The sequence below is a fragment of the Tsuneonella litorea genome (assembly GCF_025154015.1).
Taxonomy (GTDB): domain Bacteria; phylum Pseudomonadota; class Alphaproteobacteria; order Sphingomonadales; family Sphingomonadaceae; genus Tsuneonella; species Tsuneonella litorea.
In genome coordinates, this window is record NZ_JAOAMV010000004.1 from 294,434 (window position 1) to 311,671 (window position 17,238).

At 69.2% G+C, this 17,238-nt stretch carries 16 protein-coding genes; 7 read left to right on the forward strand and 9 right to left on the reverse strand.

Features of this window, described 5'->3' with window-relative positions; translation table 11 throughout:
- Window position 1 precedes the first annotated feature (1 nt).
- Entirely contained in the window at window positions 2-943 is a 942-nt protein-coding gene (locus tag N0B51_RS09800) for a hypothetical protein (RefSeq protein WP_259962149.1), read from the forward strand.
- 597 nt (window positions 944-1,540) lie between these two features.
- Here the strand turns inward: N0B51_RS09800 and ruvB are convergent.
- The 3 genes from ruvB to ruvA all read right to left on the reverse strand — a co-directional run bounded on the left by ruvB (window position 1,541) and on the right by ruvA (window position 3,716).
- Window positions 1,541-2,575, reverse strand: coding sequence for a Holliday junction branch migration DNA helicase RuvB (ruvB, locus tag N0B51_RS09805; protein WP_259962150.1), 1,035 nt, complete (start codon window positions 2,573-2,575; stop codon window positions 1,541-1,543).
- A complete protein-coding gene (locus N0B51_RS09810; RefSeq protein ID WP_259962151.1) occupies window positions 2,575-3,000 on the reverse strand; it encodes a DsrE family protein in 426 nt (141 codons plus the stop codon). The genes ruvB and N0B51_RS09810 overlap by 1 nt, the downstream gene beginning before the upstream one ends.
- A 119-nt stretch (window positions 3,001-3,119) precedes the next feature.
- Window positions 3,120-3,716 (reverse strand): Holliday junction branch migration protein RuvA, encoded by a 597-nt coding sequence (ruvA, locus tag N0B51_RS09815; protein ID WP_259962152.1) that lies wholly within the window; start codon window positions 3,714-3,716, stop codon window positions 3,120-3,122.
- Window positions 3,717-3,796: 80 nt separating this feature from the next.
- Between ruvA and aroC the strand changes: the two genes are divergently transcribed.
- Window positions 3,797-4,879: a chorismate synthase gene (gene aroC / locus N0B51_RS09820; RefSeq protein ID WP_259962153.1), complete on the forward strand. Its 1,083-nt coding sequence runs from the start codon at window positions 3,797-3,799 to the stop codon at window positions 4,877-4,879.
- Between the two features lie 77 nt (window positions 4,880-4,956).
- Here the strand turns inward: aroC and N0B51_RS09825 are convergent, their stop codons facing one another.
- The 3 genes from N0B51_RS09825 to N0B51_RS09835 all read right to left on the reverse strand — a co-directional run bounded on the left by N0B51_RS09825 (window position 4,957) and on the right by N0B51_RS09835 (window position 7,582).
- Window positions 4,957-5,265, reverse strand: a complete 309-nt coding sequence (locus N0B51_RS09825) for a hypothetical protein (RefSeq protein WP_259962154.1) — start codon at window positions 5,263-5,265, stop codon at window positions 4,957-4,959.
- Window positions 5,266-5,534: 269 nt separating this feature from the next.
- Window positions 5,535-7,082, reverse strand: a complete 1,548-nt coding sequence (locus N0B51_RS09830) for an NAD(P)/FAD-dependent oxidoreductase (RefSeq protein ID WP_311201837.1) — start codon at window positions 7,080-7,082, stop codon at window positions 5,535-5,537.
- Window positions 7,079-7,582, reverse strand: a complete 504-nt coding sequence (locus tag N0B51_RS09835) for a RidA family protein (RefSeq protein ID WP_259962155.1) — start codon at window positions 7,580-7,582, stop codon at window positions 7,079-7,081. Before N0B51_RS09835 ends, N0B51_RS09830 begins: the two co-directional genes overlap by 4 nt.
- A 269-nt stretch (window positions 7,583-7,851) precedes the next feature.
- Between N0B51_RS09835 and katG the strand changes: the two genes are divergently transcribed.
- A complete protein-coding gene (gene katG / locus N0B51_RS09840; RefSeq protein ID WP_259962156.1) occupies window positions 7,852-10,065 on the forward strand; it encodes a catalase/peroxidase HPI in 2,214 nt (737 codons plus the stop codon).
- Between the two features lie 200 nt (window positions 10,066-10,265).
- Window positions 10,266-11,033, forward strand: coding sequence for a transglutaminase-like cysteine peptidase (locus tag N0B51_RS09845; protein ID WP_259962157.1), 768 nt, complete (start codon window positions 10,266-10,268; stop codon window positions 11,031-11,033).
- A gap of 27 nt (window positions 11,034-11,060) precedes the next feature.
- Here the strand turns inward: N0B51_RS09845 and N0B51_RS09850 are convergent, their stop codons facing one another.
- From N0B51_RS09850 to N0B51_RS09860, 3 genes are all read right to left on the reverse strand, one after another.
- The gene (locus N0B51_RS09850) at window positions 11,061-11,639 is read right to left on the reverse strand and encodes a Smr/MutS family protein (RefSeq protein WP_259962158.1); all 579 of its coding nucleotides are present in this window, start codon (window positions 11,637-11,639) and stop codon (window positions 11,061-11,063) included.
- The gene (mltA, locus tag N0B51_RS09855) at window positions 11,636-12,829 is read right to left on the reverse strand and encodes a murein transglycosylase A (protein ID WP_259962159.1); all 1,194 of its coding nucleotides are present in this window, start codon (window positions 12,827-12,829) and stop codon (window positions 11,636-11,638) included. Before mltA ends, N0B51_RS09850 begins: the two co-directional genes overlap by 4 nt.
- 86 nt (window positions 12,830-12,915) lie before the next feature.
- On the reverse strand, window positions 12,916-13,566 hold the full coding sequence (locus tag N0B51_RS09860; RefSeq protein ID WP_259962241.1) for a Tim44/TimA family putative adaptor protein: 651 nt from the start codon (window positions 13,564-13,566) through the stop codon (window positions 12,916-12,918).
- A gap of 227 nt (window positions 13,567-13,793) precedes the next feature.
- Here N0B51_RS09860 and secB point away from each other — a divergent pair, with 227 nt between their 5' ends.
- From secB to trpS, 3 genes are all read left to right on the forward strand, one after another.
- Window positions 13,794-14,333: a protein-export chaperone SecB gene (secB, locus tag N0B51_RS09865; protein WP_259962160.1), complete on the forward strand. Its 540-nt coding sequence runs from the start codon at window positions 13,794-13,796 to the stop codon at window positions 14,331-14,333.
- Between the two features lie 42 nt (window positions 14,334-14,375).
- Window positions 14,376-15,983: a murein biosynthesis integral membrane protein MurJ gene (murJ, locus tag N0B51_RS09870; protein ID WP_259962161.1), complete on the forward strand. Its 1,608-nt coding sequence runs from the start codon at window positions 14,376-14,378 to the stop codon at window positions 15,981-15,983.
- Window positions 15,984-16,175: 192 nt separating this feature from the next.
- The gene (gene trpS / locus N0B51_RS09875) at window positions 16,176-17,177 is read left to right on the forward strand and encodes a tryptophan--tRNA ligase (protein WP_259962162.1); all 1,002 of its coding nucleotides are present in this window, start codon (window positions 16,176-16,178) and stop codon (window positions 17,175-17,177) included.
- Window positions 17,178-17,238: the final 61 nt, after the last annotated feature.

Genomic DNA, 17,238 nt, shown 5'->3' on the forward strand with positions numbered 1-17,238 from the left:
CTTGACCTTTCTGCGCCGCCGGCTCAGCGCCGCCACGGCCGCCGCGCCGAACAGCACCATCATCGGCGGTGCCGGGATCGGGGTCCCGCCGCTCGATCCGCTCGTGCTCGATGACGAGCTGGTCGACGAACTCGACGAGGAACTGCTGCTCGAGGAGGAGGACGACGAGGTCGAGGACGAGCTCGACGTGCTGCTGGTTATGTTCCCCGAGGTCGACGTGCTGGTCGACACGTTGCCCGAGGTCGACGAACTGGTCGAGGTCGACACGTTGCCCGAACTCGAGGTGGACGAGGACACGTTGCCCGAGCTCGAGGACGAGACGTTGCCCGAGCTCGACGAGCTCGAGAAGTTGCCCGAGGAACTGGTGACGCTGCCCGACGAGGTCGAGGTCGACGTGGAACTCGTCACCGCCCCCGAACTGGAGGACACGCTGCCCGAGCTCGAGGAGACGGTTCCGGAGCTCGAGGAGACGTTGCCCGAACTGGAGGAAACGTTGCCCGAGGTCGACGACACGTTGCCCGAACTGCTGGTCGAGCTGACGTTCCCCGAACTTGACGAGGTGGTGCTGGTCAGCCCCCCTGTCGAGGTCGACGACGAGCCGCCGGTCGAGGTGAATCCGCCTGTCGATGTCGAGGTCGACCCGCCCGTCGAGGTAGACGTGAAGCCGCCGGTCGAGCTCGAGGTCGAACCGCCGTTATTCGAGTTGTCGATGTCGATGTTGATCCCGCCCGACGAGCTCGAGCTGCCCGAGCTCGAGCCGGTCGTGGTGGAGCTGACGACGACACTCCCGCCACTCGATCCGCCGCCGAAGAAGCCGCCGAAGAAACCGCCGCCAAAACCGCCGAAGCCGCCGCTGCCGCCGATCACCGTCACGCCGCCGCCGCTGCCGCCGCCGATCGGCGCCTGGGGCGGGGGCGGGAGCGGCACGGGCGCCATCGCGTAGTGGTAGGTCGGCGGGCATTCCTCCGCCCCGGCCACCGGGCCGCCGAGCGGGGCGCCGTGCATCCCCGGTCCCACCGGAACGCCTGGTCCGGCGGGCACGCATTCGACCTCGCGCCGCACGATGCGCCGCTGGCGCTGGACGGTCTTGGGAATGTGCCGCTTGGCGACCGGACGATGCGCGGCGCGCTTGACCGGCTGCGCCTTGACCGACTTGACCGACTTGACCGACTTGGTCTGCGCGGCCTGCGTTTCGGCGACGTGCACCGCGCCGCCCGCCAGCAGCGCGGTACCGGCAGCGGTAGCGGACAGTTTCGCCAGGGCCATCTTGACCGACATGGGCTGTACCTTCGTTTGCCTTTCGGGGGGCCTCGGCCGGCGGGTCCGGTCGTGACTTGCCCCTGTGATGAACCAGCAAACGGCAGCCATTCGTTACCGACAATCGGGTTAACCAAGATTATCGCCCGCGCGGGTCGTTTTCTTGCCCGGCGCTGCGCCGGCGGCGCGGGTGTGTCCCAGAACGGAACCGCTTAGTTAACGACGCTTAATGGTTTCACCCCGCGCACCGGCGCAACGTGGTCAGCGCCGGGTTAACCGCGAATCACTTCGCCCCCGGTTCGAACAGCCCGCCCTGGCTTCCCGCAGGGGGCTGCATCTCGAGATGCTGCCAGCCCGCGTCGTTGAGGCAGCGCCCGCGCGCGGTGCGCGCGACGAGGCCGAGCTGGATCAGGTAGGGTTCGACCACTTCCTCGATGGTGTCGCGCGGTTCGGACAGACCTGCCGCGAGCGTCTCGACCCCCACCGGGCCGCCCTTGTAGGTGCCTGCGATCATGCGCAGGTAGCGCCGGTCCATCGCGTCGAGGCCGAGGTTGTCGATCTCCAGCCGGGTCAGCGCCGCATCGGCGACCGAAGCGGTCACCGCGCCGTCGCCCTGCACGTGGGCAAAATCCCGCACCCGGCGCAGCAGCCGCCCCGCGACGCGCGGCGTACCGCGGCTGCGGCGGGCGATCTCGCGCGCCCCGCCCGGTCCCAGCGGCAGGCCGAGCAGGCCCGCGCCGCGCGTCACCACCCGCTCGAGTTCCTCGACGGTGTAGAAGTTGAGCCGCACCGGGATGCCGAAGCGGTCGCGCAGCGGCGTCGTCAGCAGCCCCTGCCGCGTCGTCGCGCCGATCAGCGTGAACGGCGGCAGGTCGATCCGCACCGAGCGTGCCGATGGCCCCTCGCCGATGATGAGGTCGAGCGCGCGGTCCTCCATCGCCGGGTAGAGCACTTCCTCGACCACCGGATTGAGCCGGTGGATCTCGTCGATGAACAGGACGTCGTTCGCCTCGAGGTTGGTGAGCAGCGCGGCAAGGTCGCCCGCCTTGCCGATCACCGGCCCGCTGGTGGCACGGAACCCCACGCCGAGTTCGCGCGCGACGATCTGCGCGAGCGTCGTCTTGCCGAGGCCCGGCGGCCCGAAGAACAGCACGTGGTCCATCGCCTCGCCCCGCGCCCTGGCGGCATCGACGAACACCCGCAGGTTCTCGCGCGCCGCTTCCTGCCCGACGAACTCGCCGAGCGACTTGGGGCGCAGCGCAGCGTCGGGATCTTCCGGTTGGCGCTGGGGGGCGTGGAGGGGGACGGGGTCGGTCATCAGAACGGATTGAGCGTATAGCCGTGCTGCTGCAGCAATGCGTGCGCCGTCATCGCTGACAGCGCAATCTCGACGCCCGGGATCAATTCGTCGCGGCGCACCCCCAGCCCCGCCGCGCTTTGTCCGCAGACGATGAAGCGCACGCCCTGGCCGAGCATCGCGCGGATCATGGCGGCCGACGCGTTCTCGCCAAGGCCGTGCGCGGAACGGGCATCTTCGGTCAGTGTGTCGAAGACGGCCACGTTATGGATCACGATCGCGATGCGAATATCGTCTTCCGGCACCCCGTGGGCGACGTGCATGTTGACGAACTTCGCCGCGCGTTCGATCGCGGGGTTGAGTTCGCCTAGCTCGGCCGCACCGGGAACGTCGAAGGCGACCGCAAACCGGGCGTCGGCGGGCGCCCTGCCGATATCCTCGACCATCGCGTAGGACCCGAATGCATCGAACACGGGCCCGCTCGCGTGTCGAGTTGCGTCCTGCGCCGCGGCTGGGCTCGCCAGCATCGCCGCCAGGGCCAGACCGTATCGCATTGCTCCCTCCATCACCCCGCCGCCCTCTTCAGCGCCACGCGGATGAGATCGCCTTCCGCCGCACCCTCGCCCAGTTCGTCGATCGCGCGGGCGACGGCCTGCGCGGCGATGGCGGGCTTGAAGCCGAGGTTCTGGAGCGCGCTGACCGCGTCGGCGCTCGCCCCGCCGCGCGGTAGTGGCACCGCCATCCCGGGCGCGGAGGGCAGCGCCCCGGCCTTGTCCTTCAGTTCGTTGACGATGCGGCCCGCCAGTTTCGGCCCCACGCCCTGCGCGCGCGCCACGCTGGCGGCGTCCAGCGCGGCGCAGGCGCGTTGCAGTTCCTCCGGCGACAGCACCGAGAGGATCGCGAGCGCGACCTTGCTGCCCACGCCCTGCACCTGCGTCAGCAGCCGGAACCAGTCGCGCTCGGTGCCCGAGGCAAAGCCCAGCAGGCGCATGTCGTTCTCGCTGACCTGCAGGTCGGTGAACACCGTGCACGCCGCGCCCGTCTCACCGAGCTGGCCAAGCGTCTTCGACGAGCAATGGACGAGGTAGCCCACACCCGCGACGTCGATCACCGCCCAGTCGGCGCCGGTTTCGTCGAGGATGCCGCGCAGCTTTGCAATCATGCTTTGTTCTTGGCGCGCAAGAAAGGTTTTGGGAAGCGCCGATGGACTTGGCCCCACAGTTGCGGCATCGCTTCGGCCCGATGAGCTGGAATACCTTCGGACGCGTGCTGCGGATGACGACCTGGGGCGAAAGCCACGGGCCGGCGCTCGGCGCCGTGGTCGACGGGTGCCCGCCGGGCCTCGCCCTGTCGGAAGCCGAGATCCAGCCGTGGCTCGACGCGCGGCGGCCGGGGACCAGCAGGTTCACCACCCAGCGACGGGAACCCGACGCGGTGCGCGTGCTCTCGGGCACTTTCGAGGGCCAAGACGGAATACAACGCACGACCGGAACCCCGATCAGCCTGATGATCGAGAACGTCGACCAGCGATCGAAGGATTATTCCGAAGTCGCCAAGGCCTACCGTCCCGGCCACGCCGACTACGCCTACGACGCCAAGTACGGTTTTCGCGACTATCGTGGCGGCGGCCGCTCCTCGGCGCGCGAGACGGCGGCGCGGGTCGCGGCGGGCGCGGTCGCGCGGCTGGTCATCCCCGAGGTGCGGATCGACGCCTATGTCGTCGAGATCGGCGGCGACGCGATCGACCGCGCGAACGCCGACTTGGCGGAGATCGGCAACAACCCGTTCTGGTGCCCCGATGCCGAGGCCGCGAAGCGCTGGGCCACGCTGGTCGACGAGGCGCGCAAGGCCGGCTCCTCGCTCGGCGCGGTGGTCGAGTGCGTCGCGCACGGGGTGCCCGCCGGCTGGGGCGCGCCGGTCTATGCCAAGCTCGACGCCGACCTCGCAGGCGCGATGATGGGCATCAACGCGGTCAAGGCGGTCGAGATCGGCGACGGGTTCGAGGCCGCGCGGCTGACAGGCGAGCAGAACGCCGACCCGATGCGGCCAGGCGACGACGGCCCGCGCTTCGAAGCCAACCACGCCGGCGGCATCGCCGGCGGGATCAGCACCGGCCAGCCGGTCGTCTGCCGCGTGGCGTTCAAGCCCACCAGCTCGATCCTCTCCGCGGTCGAGACGATCGACAAGGACGGCAATGCGACGGAAATCCGGACGAAGGGACGCCACGACCCGTGCGTGGGCATTCGCGGCACGCCGGTGGTCGCGGCGATGATGGCGCTGGTGCTGGCCGACCACAAGCTGCTCGACCGCGCGCAATGTGGCTGATCTAGCGAAGATCAGTTCCGCCGCCGCGCGTCACCCTGTCGCGACGCGCGGCGGTCGAACCGGCGTGCGCCGCCTTGCTAGGTCCCGAGCTTCGCCACGCATTCTCCAAAGTTCTTGAAGCCGAAGTAATCGAGTCCGCCCGATGCCACGATGGACTTGCAGATGAACGCAAAGGACCGCGCCTCCTCGGTGTTCGCCCACGACACGCACTGGCCGAACGAGTCGAAATGGAAGTCGAAGCCCTCGGCCGAGAAATCGCCGCCGCTCTGATAGACGATATATTTGCAGAGCTCGGGGATATGACCCGCCCTGGCGGGTGCAGGAACTGCAAAACTTGCCGGGATGGCCAGACCAATAACAGCTGCGTATGTCAGAATTTTCTTCATGCTCGGCGCTCCTTGCAATGAGGATTGACGCGGCCCGAGCCACTTGATCGGCACAAAACGCCTGCCGTGAATCGATTACGGAACACGTTTCCATCCGATTCTTATGTTCTGAACGGCACGCTGTTTCTTAATTCTTACCGATCTTTTGCGGGATAGCATGGAAACGTCTTGTCTCCAAACCGGTTCTGTCTGCGATCGAGGATCACAGCGATCGCAGGGCCTTCGCGGGGGCGTGACTTCACGCGAAATGGACCAGGCAGGTCGGCCGATCAGGCCGCCAGCCGGTCCGCCGCAGTCCGTGCGCGCAGCAGCTTGAGCGCCTCGAAGCCCGAGAGGATCGCCCCTTCCTGCCAGAACGGCACGTAGCTGAGGTGCTCGCCGGCGAAGAACGTGCGCCCCTCGGGCCTGCAAAGCTCCGGGTAGGCGGTCTGGCGCTGTTCGTCGGTCCACACGCAACCGACCCCGCCGCTGAACCTCGTTTCGTTCCAAGCCACCGTGAGCGGCCTGGCCAGCAACGCGCCCTTGCCGGGGTGAATCCGCTCGATGACGTCCCGGGAGATCGCGAACCGCTCGGCATGGGTCATGTGCGTGAACGCGACCGCGGCGGGTCGGTCGTCGTAGGAATAGGCTCCCATCAGGATGCCGGTCGGGCTGTTCCAGTCGCCGCTCGGATACCAGACGAGCGTATTGGGCTCCTCGGTCCAGGCAAGGCCGCCGTAGATGCCTTGCTCTTCCCAGAAGCGCGGCGCCTGCCATGCAACCTTGGCCGAGGGGGCGTAGAACAGGTTTCCGAGCGCAGCCTTCTTCGTCGTGCTGAAATCGGTATCGAGCCTGGCAACGTAATTCCCCGGCAGGGTGCACAGGCAATAGTCGGCGGTCACCGGCGCGCCCGACTCCAGCATCACGGTGACCCCGTCGCTCGCATTGCGCACGCCGGTGACCGGGGTGTTCAGCCGGACGTGGTCGCTGAGCGATTCGTAGATCGCGTACGCGATCCGGTCCATGCCGCCGACCGGCTGGAACATCGGCGCCTGCTGGTCGAAGGTTTCCTCGAACAGCGCGGGCACGCCCCAGGTGCCGTGGTCCATCAGTTCCTCGAGCGTGAGCGGGTCGAGTTCCTGGCCTGCGTCGGCGTAGCCGCCCGGCACGCGGGCAAAGCCGGACCGGTCCGAACCGCGATAGCTGCCGTCGCCGCGCAGCGCGCCCCAGTCGGTGAGGTAGGAACGCAACCGCTCCTTATCGGTCGCCGTCAGTTCGGCATCGAGCGCGCCGCGGTCGATCGACTTGGCGAGCAGTTCGGCGATGTGCCCGCGCATGTCGTTCACCGCGCGCCGTTGCGGTACGATCTCGCGGCCGGCGTCGACCGCGGCCGAGCGATTGACGTTGACCATCACCTCGAGCGGGACCTTGAACTCCCGCGCGTAATGGAAAATGCCGCGGTGTTCGGTCGGAAGGCGCGCCGCGCCGGCGTTCATGTAGAGCCCCTGATCGAAGGTGCAGAGCTGGTCTGCTCGCCCTTCCTGTTCGACGCGCGTCCCGCCGCGGATCGACCACACGCGCCCGCCGATCCGGTCGCGCGCTTCGAGGATGGTCACGCCGTAGCCGGCCTTGAGAAGCTCGTGACCGGCGGTGAGGCCGGCGATGCCCGCGCCGAGGATGACCACCGACTTGCCCGTGCCGGACCCAGGCGGCAGCTCCGGCACGGCGGCGAACGCGGGCGTCGCCGAGAGCAGGCCCAGCGCCCGCATTCCGATGTACGCCGCGCTGTAGCCGCCCGCCCTCCCCATCGCGTGGAGGAACGCGCGCCGCGAGGTCACCGGTCCATCACCTTCGCGGCCTGCACCTCGATTTCGACGAGAAACTGCGGCGCGGCGAGCGCCGCGACCTGCACGGTGACCCGGGCCGGCTTGTTGGGTTGCCCGGCGGTGCCGAACATCTCGCGGTAGGCCTTCATCATTCCGCCGAAGTCCATCCTGTCGGAACCCGGCGGCGCGACGAGATAGACCCGCATCATCACCACGTCCTCCGGCCCCATACCCTGCGCGGCGAGACCGGCGGCGAGCTTCCGGAGGACCGAGCGGGTCTGCACCTCGGTATCGCCATAGCGTTCGACGCTGCCTTCCGGCGCGGAGGGATCGGCTTCCGACGCCAGCGCGCCGCTCAGGTTGACGACCGTCGCGCCTGGGGGGATCGTCACGCTCGCCGCGATCGGCGACCCTTCCGGTCCGGCCCGCGTGACCTGGGCCATGGCCGGGAGCGACCACAGCGCCGCTGCCGCGCCGACGACCAGAATGAAACCACGAATTGCCTGCTGCATGAACGCCCCCCGAGTCCCCGCGGGACGAAGGCTCTCATGGATTGCTGCAAAGCACAACAGACCATCCATCCCGGCGCGGCCCCGGCTATTGCCGCTGATCGCCTCACTCGCTCAAACCGCTCTGATTGATTTAATCGCTCAACCTTATCGAGTGATCGCGTTTCCCGCACGCGCGCCCGATTGCTAGGGTTGCGCGGTCATCTTCGCGCGCCATGTGAGTCGCGCGCGGGCAACCGCATTCACGCATTACGAAAACAGGAGAGCACGACATGGACGCCAAGACAGGATCGATCGACGGAGGCTGCCCGGTTCCCCACGACGGAGGCGTGCGCGCGCTGCTCGGCCGCACCAACAAGGACTGGTGGCCCGAGATGCTCGCCACCGAGATCCTCAACCCCAACGGATCGACCAACCCCTACGGCGATGACTTCGACTACGCCGAGGCGTTTAACGCGATCGACTACAAGGCGCTCAAGCAGGATCTCACCGACCTGATGACCGACAGCCAGCCGTGGTGGCCGGCGGACTACGGCCATTACGGCCCGTTCTTCATCCGCATGGCGTGGCACGCGGCGGGCACCTACCGCACGGCCGACGGCCGCGGCGGCGCGAACAGCGGGCAGCAGCGTTTCGCTCCGCTCGACAGCTGGCCCGACAACGGCAACCTCGACAAGGCGCGCCGCCTGCTGTGGCCGATCAAGCAGAAGTACGGCCGCAACATCTCCTGGGCCGACCTGTTCATCCTCGCCGGCAACGTCGCGATCGAGAGCATGGGCGGACCGACCTTCGGCTTCGGCGGCGGCCGCGCCGATGTCTACGAGCCCGAGCGCGACATCTACTGGGGTTCGGAAGACAAGTGGGTGAACGAGGGCGTGCAGACCCGCATCGCTCCCGACCACGGGATGCACGAGCTCGAGGGACCGCTCGCCGCGATCCAGATGGGCCTCATCTACGTCAATCCCGAAGGTCCCGGCGGCAACCCGCACGACGACGAGGGCATGGCGCGCGACATGAAGGAAACCTTCGCCCGGATGGCGATGGACGCCGAGGAAACCGTCGCGCTGACCGCCGGCGGGCACACTTTCGGCAAGGCACACGGCAACGGCGATCCGAGCACGCTCGGCGCAGCGCCGGCGGGCGGCGACCTCGTCGCCCAGGGCTTCGGCTGGGTCTCGGGCGAAGAGCACGGCGGCATCGGTGAGCACACCGTGACCAGCGGCATCGAGGGCGCGTGGACCAACACCCCCAAGGAATGGAGCGAGAACTACTTCCGCCTCCTGCTCGACTACGACTACGAGCTGGTGAAGTCGCCCGCCGGCGCCTTCCAGTGGCAGCCGATCGACCAGAAGGAAGAGGACATGGCCCCGGCGGCCTGGGACCCGACCAAGAAGGTCCCGACGATGATGACCACCGCCGACATGGCGCTGAAGCGCGATCCCGAATTCCGCAAGATCAGCGAGAAGTTCCGCAACGATCACGAGGCGTTCAAGGACGCTTTCGCCCGCGCCTGGTTCAAGCTGACCCACCGCGACATGGGCCCCAAGATCCGCTACCTCGGCCCCGAGGTCCCGGAAGAAGACCTGATCTGGCAGGACCCGGTGCCCGCCGGCACGATGCCGTCGGACGCGCTCGTCGCCGAAGTGAAGGCGAAGATCGCCGACAGCGGGCTGACGGTCAGCCAGCTGATCAAGACCGCGTGGGCGTCTGCCTCGACCTACCGCAAGTCCGATCACCGCGGCGGCGCCAACGGCGCGCGCGTGGCGCTCGAACCGCAGAAGAACTGGGAGGTCAACGAGCCCGCGATGCTCGCCAAGGTGATCGACACGCTCGATGGCCTGCGCGGCGACATGAGCCTGGCCGATGCGATCGTGCTAGGCGGCGTGGTCGGCCTTGAAAAGGCGATCAGGGACGCCGGCTTCTCGGTCGATGTGCCGTTCACCGGCGGCCGCGGCGACGCGACGCAGGACCAGACCGACGTCGACAGCTTCGCGGTGATGGAGCCCGAGGCCGACGCATTCCGCAACTACGTCGGCAAGAAGAAGCTCGCAGTGAAGGTCGAGGAGATGATGCTCGACCGGGCCAGCCTGCTCGGCCTCTCGGTGCCCGAGATGGTCGTGCTGGTCGGCGGCCTGCGCGTGCTCGGCGCCAACCACGGCGAACGCGGCCACGGCCACTTCACCAGGCGCTCGGGCCAGCTGACCAACGACTTCTTCGTCAATCTCTACGACATGACGAACGTGTGGAAGGCGACCGACGACAGCGACCAGGAATACGTCGCGACCGACCGCAAGGACGGCAGCACCAAGTGGCACGCCACCCGCGCCGACCTGATCTTCGGATCGAACTCCGAACTGCGCGCGGTGGGCGAGGTCTATGCCGAAAACGGCAACGAGGAGAAGTTCGTGAAGGACTTCGTCAAGGCCTGGACCAAGGTGATGGACGCCGACCGCTTCGACCTGACCTACGCCAAGTACCACAAGTAAGGCGCGAGCCTTCGAGCAGGGGCTCCCGGCAGCATGGCTGTCGGGGGCTCTTTTCGTTTCGCTCGCCGACGGGCGAACCGGGCGATTGCGACGCGCGGTGGCCTGGCCGAGTCGAAGCGATGCCTGGCGGGTTGCCCTGCGGCGCCGGCGTGTTCATGGTGCAGCGGGATACGGGATCGCAGGCGACGGGTCGGGACGACGTGGCTTCCAGAACGAATTGGACGATCGCGATCGCCGCGCTGGCCGCCGCGCCGCCGGCGGTGGCGCAAATAGCGAGCGACCCGCTCGCGGCCACCCGTCCGTCAGCCGATGCGTCGGTCGCTGCGGATTGCGCGGCCCCACCGGTCCCATTCGTCATGCCGACCACCGGCGCCGTTTTCACCCTGCCGCCCGACCCGGTAGCGGCGGAGGGCTGCGCACCCTCGCTCCCGCCCCCGCCGCAAAGACCGCCTGCGCCGAGCCTGTTCGACATGGTCGCGATGCCGATCGGGACCAGCGCGCCTGCGCGCAAGTGGGACGCCGTCCGCCTGGGCAGCCTGGCCGGACAGGCGGGGCCGTGGGACGAACTGGTCGCCGAAGTCATGCGGCTGCCCGCGGCGGATCCCGTGCGCATGGTCAATCGGTGGGTCAACTGGCACGTCCGTTACCGCGACGATCCGGCGGGCGACGAGTGGGCGCCGGCCGCGGTCACGCTCCGCCGGGGCTTCGGCGACTGCGAGGACTACGCGCTCGCCAAGATGGCGTTGTTGCAGGCCCTCGGCGTGCCGTCAGACGACATGTACCTCGTCCTCCTGCGCGACGGGCGCCAGGCGCAGCACGCGGTCCTCGCGGTCAACCGCCAGGGCCGGCTGTTCGTGCTCGACGACCGTACCGACCGGGTCCTGCCGGCCGAGGCGATCGCCGACTACACGCCGATCCTCAGCTTCTCGGGATCGTTCGCGTGGACCTACGGCGCGCGGGGCGGCTGACCCGCCGTTCCGCCCTGGCCCGCGCGATCAGCGCGCGCGCCTGAGCACGATGTAGAGCGCCCCGTCGCCCCCGTGCCGGGGATGCGCCTTGCGGATCGCGGCGATCGCGGGGGCGTGGCGCGACGCGGCGAGCCAGTCGAGGACCTTGGCGCGGATCGCGCCGCGGCGACCCGCGCGGTCGGCGTGTTCGACCGGGCGGGACCTGCCGGCGATCAGCAGCACGACGCGGGCGTCCATCGCGCGCGCCTGCGCGATCCCGTCCATCAATCGGGTGTACGCGGTGTCGAGCGTGTGCCCGTGCAGGTCGAGCGTGAGGTCGGGCTCGATCGCCCCGGCGCGAAAGCGGCGGTCCCAGTGCGAATCCAGCGTGGCGGGCGCACGCTCGGGCTGGCTCTTGGGCGGCGCGGTCCGCGGAGCCGCCGCGCTCGCCTTTCGCGGCTGCGGCCAGGGCGCTGCCGGCGGCTTCGAAGACGCGCTCGGAGCGGCCGGAGGCGGCGCGGCAATGGCCGCGGTCGGCCCGCGCACGGGGCGCAGCGGCGCGACGGTCGCGGCCACCCGCGCCCAGGCGTCCGCTTCTTCGGCGCTCAGTCCCCGCGGCGGTTTCACTGTGCCTTCAGGCGCGCGACCGTCCCCTTGGGCAGCAGCAGCAGCGCCTGCCCGCGCGCGCTCATCCCGCCTGCGATCGCGCGCGCGTCTTCGCCCGCGCCCCAGAAGGTGTCGAAGCGGTTGGGCCCCTTGATCGCGCCGCCGGTATCCTGCGCGATCCACAGGCCCGATGCCTCGTTCCGGTCCATCCGCAGCCAGACCGGCGCGCCGAGCGGCACGAAGGCGGGATCGGCCGCGACCGAGCTTTCGCGCCGCACCGGCACGCCGAGCGCGCCCAGCGGGCCGTCGCCGGTCAGCTCCTTGAAGAAGACCCAGCTCTTGTTCTCGTTCATGATCGCCCGTCCCGCGTCGGGATTGGCGCGCAGGTAGGCCATGATCCCCTGCATCGAGGTGGGATAGGGCGTGCCCTCGCCGATCAGCCCGCGTTCGCGCATCAGCTTGCCGATGCCGACGTATTCGCGGCCGTTCTGCCCGGCATAGCCGATGCGCATCACCCGCCCTTCCGGATCGCGCAGCCGCCCCGAGCCCTGGATCTGGAGGAAGAAGAACTCGACCGGGTCGGCCGCCCAGGCGATCTCGAGCCCGCGGTTCGCGAGCGCGCCGGCCTCGATCTCGCCGCGCTCGTAATAAGGCACGAGGCGGCCCGCCGCGTCGCGCCGGCCGAGCTGCTGCCGGCCGGTCCGCTCGTGCTCGGGCGTTTCCTCCCACCAGCCTCGTTCGAGTTCGGGCGGCAGGCCGTAGACCGGCACGTCGTAGCCCACCCGCCGCGTGCGGCTGCCGGCGATCTCGGGCTCGTAGTAGCCGGTCGCGAACGCCGAACCGTCGCCCACGCGGGCGGTTTCGAAATACCGGTCGAAGAAGGCGAGCGCGTCGCCCGCGGTGCCCCCGCCGCCCCATCCGCGCGCGGCGGTGCAGGCGGTTTCCCACTGGCTGCCGCTGGTCAGCCCGCTCGCATCGCTGCGCGCGAGCAGCCGGGGGCACGATTCGCGGAACGAGGCGAGCGCCGCGCCGGCATCGGCGGCGGTAATGCCGAGCGAGGCGACCGACGGACCGGCCACCAGCCCAGCGCCGAGCGCGTTGGCGGCGACCGGCGCCGGGGCGGGTGTCGGCAGGCCGCTCTCGGGGACCATCCGGCACCCGGCCAGCGCGGTTGCGAGGGAAATGGCGACCAGGGTGGAGCGCAACTGCATCGCCCGATGCTTACCGCGGCGGCGGGAAAATCCAACTCATTCCGCCCCCTCCTGCCCCGAAAGACGGGTCAGGGCGAACGCGCCGCTCAGCCTTCGTCGGTTTCGTCGAGCAGCCAGTGCGGATCGGCTTCGCGCACGTCGCGCTTGAAGGTCCACAGGTCGCGCGCCTCGATCGCGTCGTCGAGCGAACCGGCGACAACGGCGCCGTCCCTGTCGCGCGTTACCGCGGCGATGTCGGCGACGAAGCGCACCCGCACCCGCGCGGTCCTGCCGACGAGCTCGGCCATGTCGATCGTCGCGTCCTCGATCCGCACGAGGCGGTTGTCGAGCGTCTCGCCCGCTTCCGCGCGCGCGGCGATCGCGGCATCGAACCCGGCGTAGACGTCCGCGTCGCACAGTTCCTTCAGCGTTTCGCGGTCGCCCTGCCAGAACGCCTCGAGGATCATCGCGTAGGCGGCCTTGGCGCCCTCGACGAACGCGGTCACGTCGAACCGGCGATCGGCCGCGGCGATCTCGCGCACGCCGCGTTCGACCGCGGGCACCGCCCCTTCGAGGGCGGCCGGGCGCACGACATGCGCGGGCCGCGGCTGCAGCGCCGCCGGGGGCACCGCATCGGGACGCTCGAACCGGCTCGGCTCGGGCTGCTCCTCGTGCTCCGCGCGGCGGCCGAGCACCGAATAGAGGCGCAGGCCGAGAAATGCCGCGATCATGGCGAGGATGACGATCTGGAGTATCACCTGGTCAGTCCGTTTCTGCGTTTCGAGGGCGGTCCGGCCTTGGCACCTGCCGTCACCCATCTTCTGATGGTGCCCTAGATAGGGACGAATTACAAACGAACAACGCACGAGGCGGGCATTCGGGTGCGGCGTTGCGGCAGGTCGCGCACGGTGCTAGGCGCGCCCTCGATTTACCCGGCGGACCCCGCTTGGCGGCCCGCTTCCAACCAGCAGGACACCCGATCATCATGGCCGACGAAGCCGACGTTCTCACCGACCTCAACATGGATCCCGAAGCACTGGGCAACGGCGCCGACAACCAGCCGGTTGCGGGGATCATCTCGCAATACGTCAAGGACCTGTCGGTCGAGAATCCGAATGCCCCGGCCTGCTTCCAGTGGCAGAGCGCGCCGAATATCGACCTGCAGTTCAACATCGCCGCCGAGCCGGTGAGCGAGGAAGTCAGCGAGGTCGAACTCAAGATCAAGCTGACCGCCAAGGCCGACGAGGGCGACCTCTATCTGGTCGAGCTGGCCTATTGCGGCCTCATCGGGATGCGCAACCTGCCCGACGAGCACGCCCACGCGTTCCTCTATGCCGAGGCGCCGCGGATCCTGTTCCCGTTCGCCCGCCGGGTGATCGCCGACGCGACCCGCGACCTCGGCTTCCAGCCGATGATGATCGACCCGATCGACTTCAACGGCCTCTACCTGCAGCAGCTCCAGCGCAAGGCCGAGGAAGAGGCCGCGGCCGCCGGCCGGACCCCGCCGCCGTCGGGCGAGGCCTGATCGCCTAGAGCCCGGCGGCTCCGCCGGCCCGGATAAGCCGCGATGAGCAACCTCGTCCGCAACGTCGGGACGATCGGCTCGCTGACCGCGCTTTCGCGGGTTTTCGGTTTCGTGCGCGACATGCTGCTCGCCCGCGTGCTCGGCGCGGGCCTCGCGGCGGACGCCTGGCAGCTCGCCTTCACCCTGCCCAACACCTTCCGCCGGCTGTTCGCCGAGGGCGCGTTCAGCGTCGCATTCGTGCCGATGTACACCCGCCGGCTGCACCGCAGCGAGGAAGACGGCGGCGGCGAGGCGGGCGCCGACGCCTTCGCGGGCGACGTGCTGTCGGTCTTCGTCTGGGTGCTGCTCGGCTTCAGCGCGATCTGCATGATCGCGATGCCGTGGATCGTCTGGCTGCTCGCACGCGAGTACCAGGACGTGCCGGGCAAGTTCGAGCTGTCGGTCCTGCTGAGCCGGATGACGTTTCCCTATCTCGGGCTGGTCAGCCTGGTGGCGATGCTGTCGGGGCTGCTCAACGCGCGCAGCCGCTTTGCGCCCGGCGCATTCGTACCGGTATTTCTCAACCTGGTGATGATCGCCGGCATCGGGATCGGATGGTACCTGCGCGGCGCCGACGGCAGCGACACGGTGGTCGCCTGGGCACTGGCGATATCGCTGACGGTATCGGGCATGGTGCAACTGGCGTTCATGTGGTGGGCGGCGCGCCGCGCGGGGGTCCGGCTGAAGATCACCGCCCCCCGCTTCACGCCCGAAGTGAAGCGGCTGGGCATGCTGATCCTGCCCGCCACGTTCGGGGCGGGAATCTACCAGATCAGCCAGCTCGTCGACACCTTCTTCGCGACCAGCCTGCCGCAGGGCTCGCTGACGCTGCTCAAGCTTGCCGACCGGCTGAACCAGATGCCGCTCGGCATCTTCGGCATCGCGCTGGGCACCGCGATCCTGCCGATGCTCGCGCGGCACATCCAGTCGGGCGACAAGCGCGAGGCGCAGCGGCTGCAGGGCAACGCGGTCGAGGTCGGCACGCTCCTGACCCTGCCCGCCGCGGTCGCGCTCGGCATCTGCGCGCCGGCGTTCGTCACCGCGTTCTTCGTCGGCGGCAAGATGACGCCCGAGAGCGGGGCGATCATGGCCGACATCGTCCTCGCGCTGGTCTGCGGGCTGCCCGCCTACGTGCTGGTCAAGGTGTTCCAGCCGGCCTTCTTCAGTCGCGAGGACACCCGCACGCCGGTGTTCGTCGCCGCCGGCGCGCTGGCGGTGAACGTGGCGCTCAACTTCTACGTCGTGCCGCGCTACGGGATCGTCGGCCTCGCCGCGGCGACCGCGATCACCGCGACGCTCAACGTGCTGACGCTCTACACCATCCTCCAGGCGCGCGGCTGGTTCCACTTTACCGCCAGGCTCGCCGGGCGGATCGCGCGCCAATTGGTCGCGACCGCGGCGATGGGAGCATTCCTGTGGTGGCTGATGCCGCTGATGGCCGACCGCTATGGCGGCAACGTCATCGAGCGGGTCTGGTCGCTGGGCGTGCTGGTGCTGGGCGGAATGGCGGTGTTCTTCGCGATCGCGTTTGCAGTCGGCGCGCTCGACAAGGACCTTGTCGCGCAGGTCACCCGCCGGCGCGCGGCCAAGCCTGTCGATCTTGCCGAATAGGCGGTTTCGGTATAGCCCGGCGCGCGATGAAGCCCCTCGCCGCACCTCCGATGTCAGCGCCGCTCCGCTTCGCGGTGCGCGGCCGGGCGGCCTGGCGATGGCTCGGCCGCTAGATCCCCGGCCAGCGTCCGGCATCACCGGACATCTTCACGACATATCGACATTAAGGACATCGCCATGCGCCCCGCTCCCATGAGGGTGGTCTCCGGCATCCAGCCGACCGGCAACCTCCACCTCGGCAACTATCTCGGCGCGATCCGCAACTGGGTGCGGATGCAGGACGAAATGGAAGACGGGGCGCAGTGCCTGTTCTTCCTCGCCGACCTGCACGCGATCAGTCAGCCGCACGATCCGGCCGAACTGAAGCGCGGCACGCTCGAGATGGCCGCCGCGCTGGTCGCGTGCGGAATCGATCCCAATCGGTCGATCCTGTTCAACCAGGCGCAGGTCCCCGCCCATGCCGAGCTCCAGTGGCTGCTCGCAGGCACCGCCCGCATGGGCTGGCTGAACCGGATGACGCAGTGGAAGGACAAGGCGGGCAAGAATCGCGAGGGCCAGTCGGTCGCGCTGTTCACCTATCCCGTGCTCCAGGCCGCCGACGTGCTGCTCTACCAGGCGTCCCACGTTCCGGTGGGCGAGGACCAGAAGCAGCATCTCGAGCTGGCCCGCGACATCGCGCAGAAGTTCAACAATGACTTCGGCGAGACGTTCACCCTGCCCGAACCGATCGTCCCCCCGCAGGCGGCGCGGATCATGAGCCTGCGTGACGGATCGGCCAAGATGAGCAAGTCCGACGCCAGCGACATGGCGCGCATCAACCTCGCCGACGACGCCGACCTCGTCATGCAGAAGGTGAAGAAGGCGAAGACCGATCCCGAGCCGCTGCCCTCGGAGGTCGCCGGCCTCGCGGACAGGGCCGAGGCGCTGAACCTCGTGACGATCTACGCCGCGCTGGCGAACGAGAGCGCGGACGCCGTGCTCGCGCGGTTCGGCGGACAGGGTTTCGGCGCGTTCAAGCCCGCGCTGGGCGAACTGCTCGTCGAAACGCTGCGACCGATCTCGACACGGTTCACCGAACTGCTCGACGACCGCGAGGCGCTCGACGCGATCCTCGCGAAGGGGGCGGCACGGGCGCGCGAGATCGGCCGGCCGACGCTCGACGCGGCCTACGCGGCGCTGGGATTGATCCGCTAGCGCCGCGATTTGGCATAACTATTGCTAAGCCGTTCATTCAAACTCGGTTCACCGCGGATAC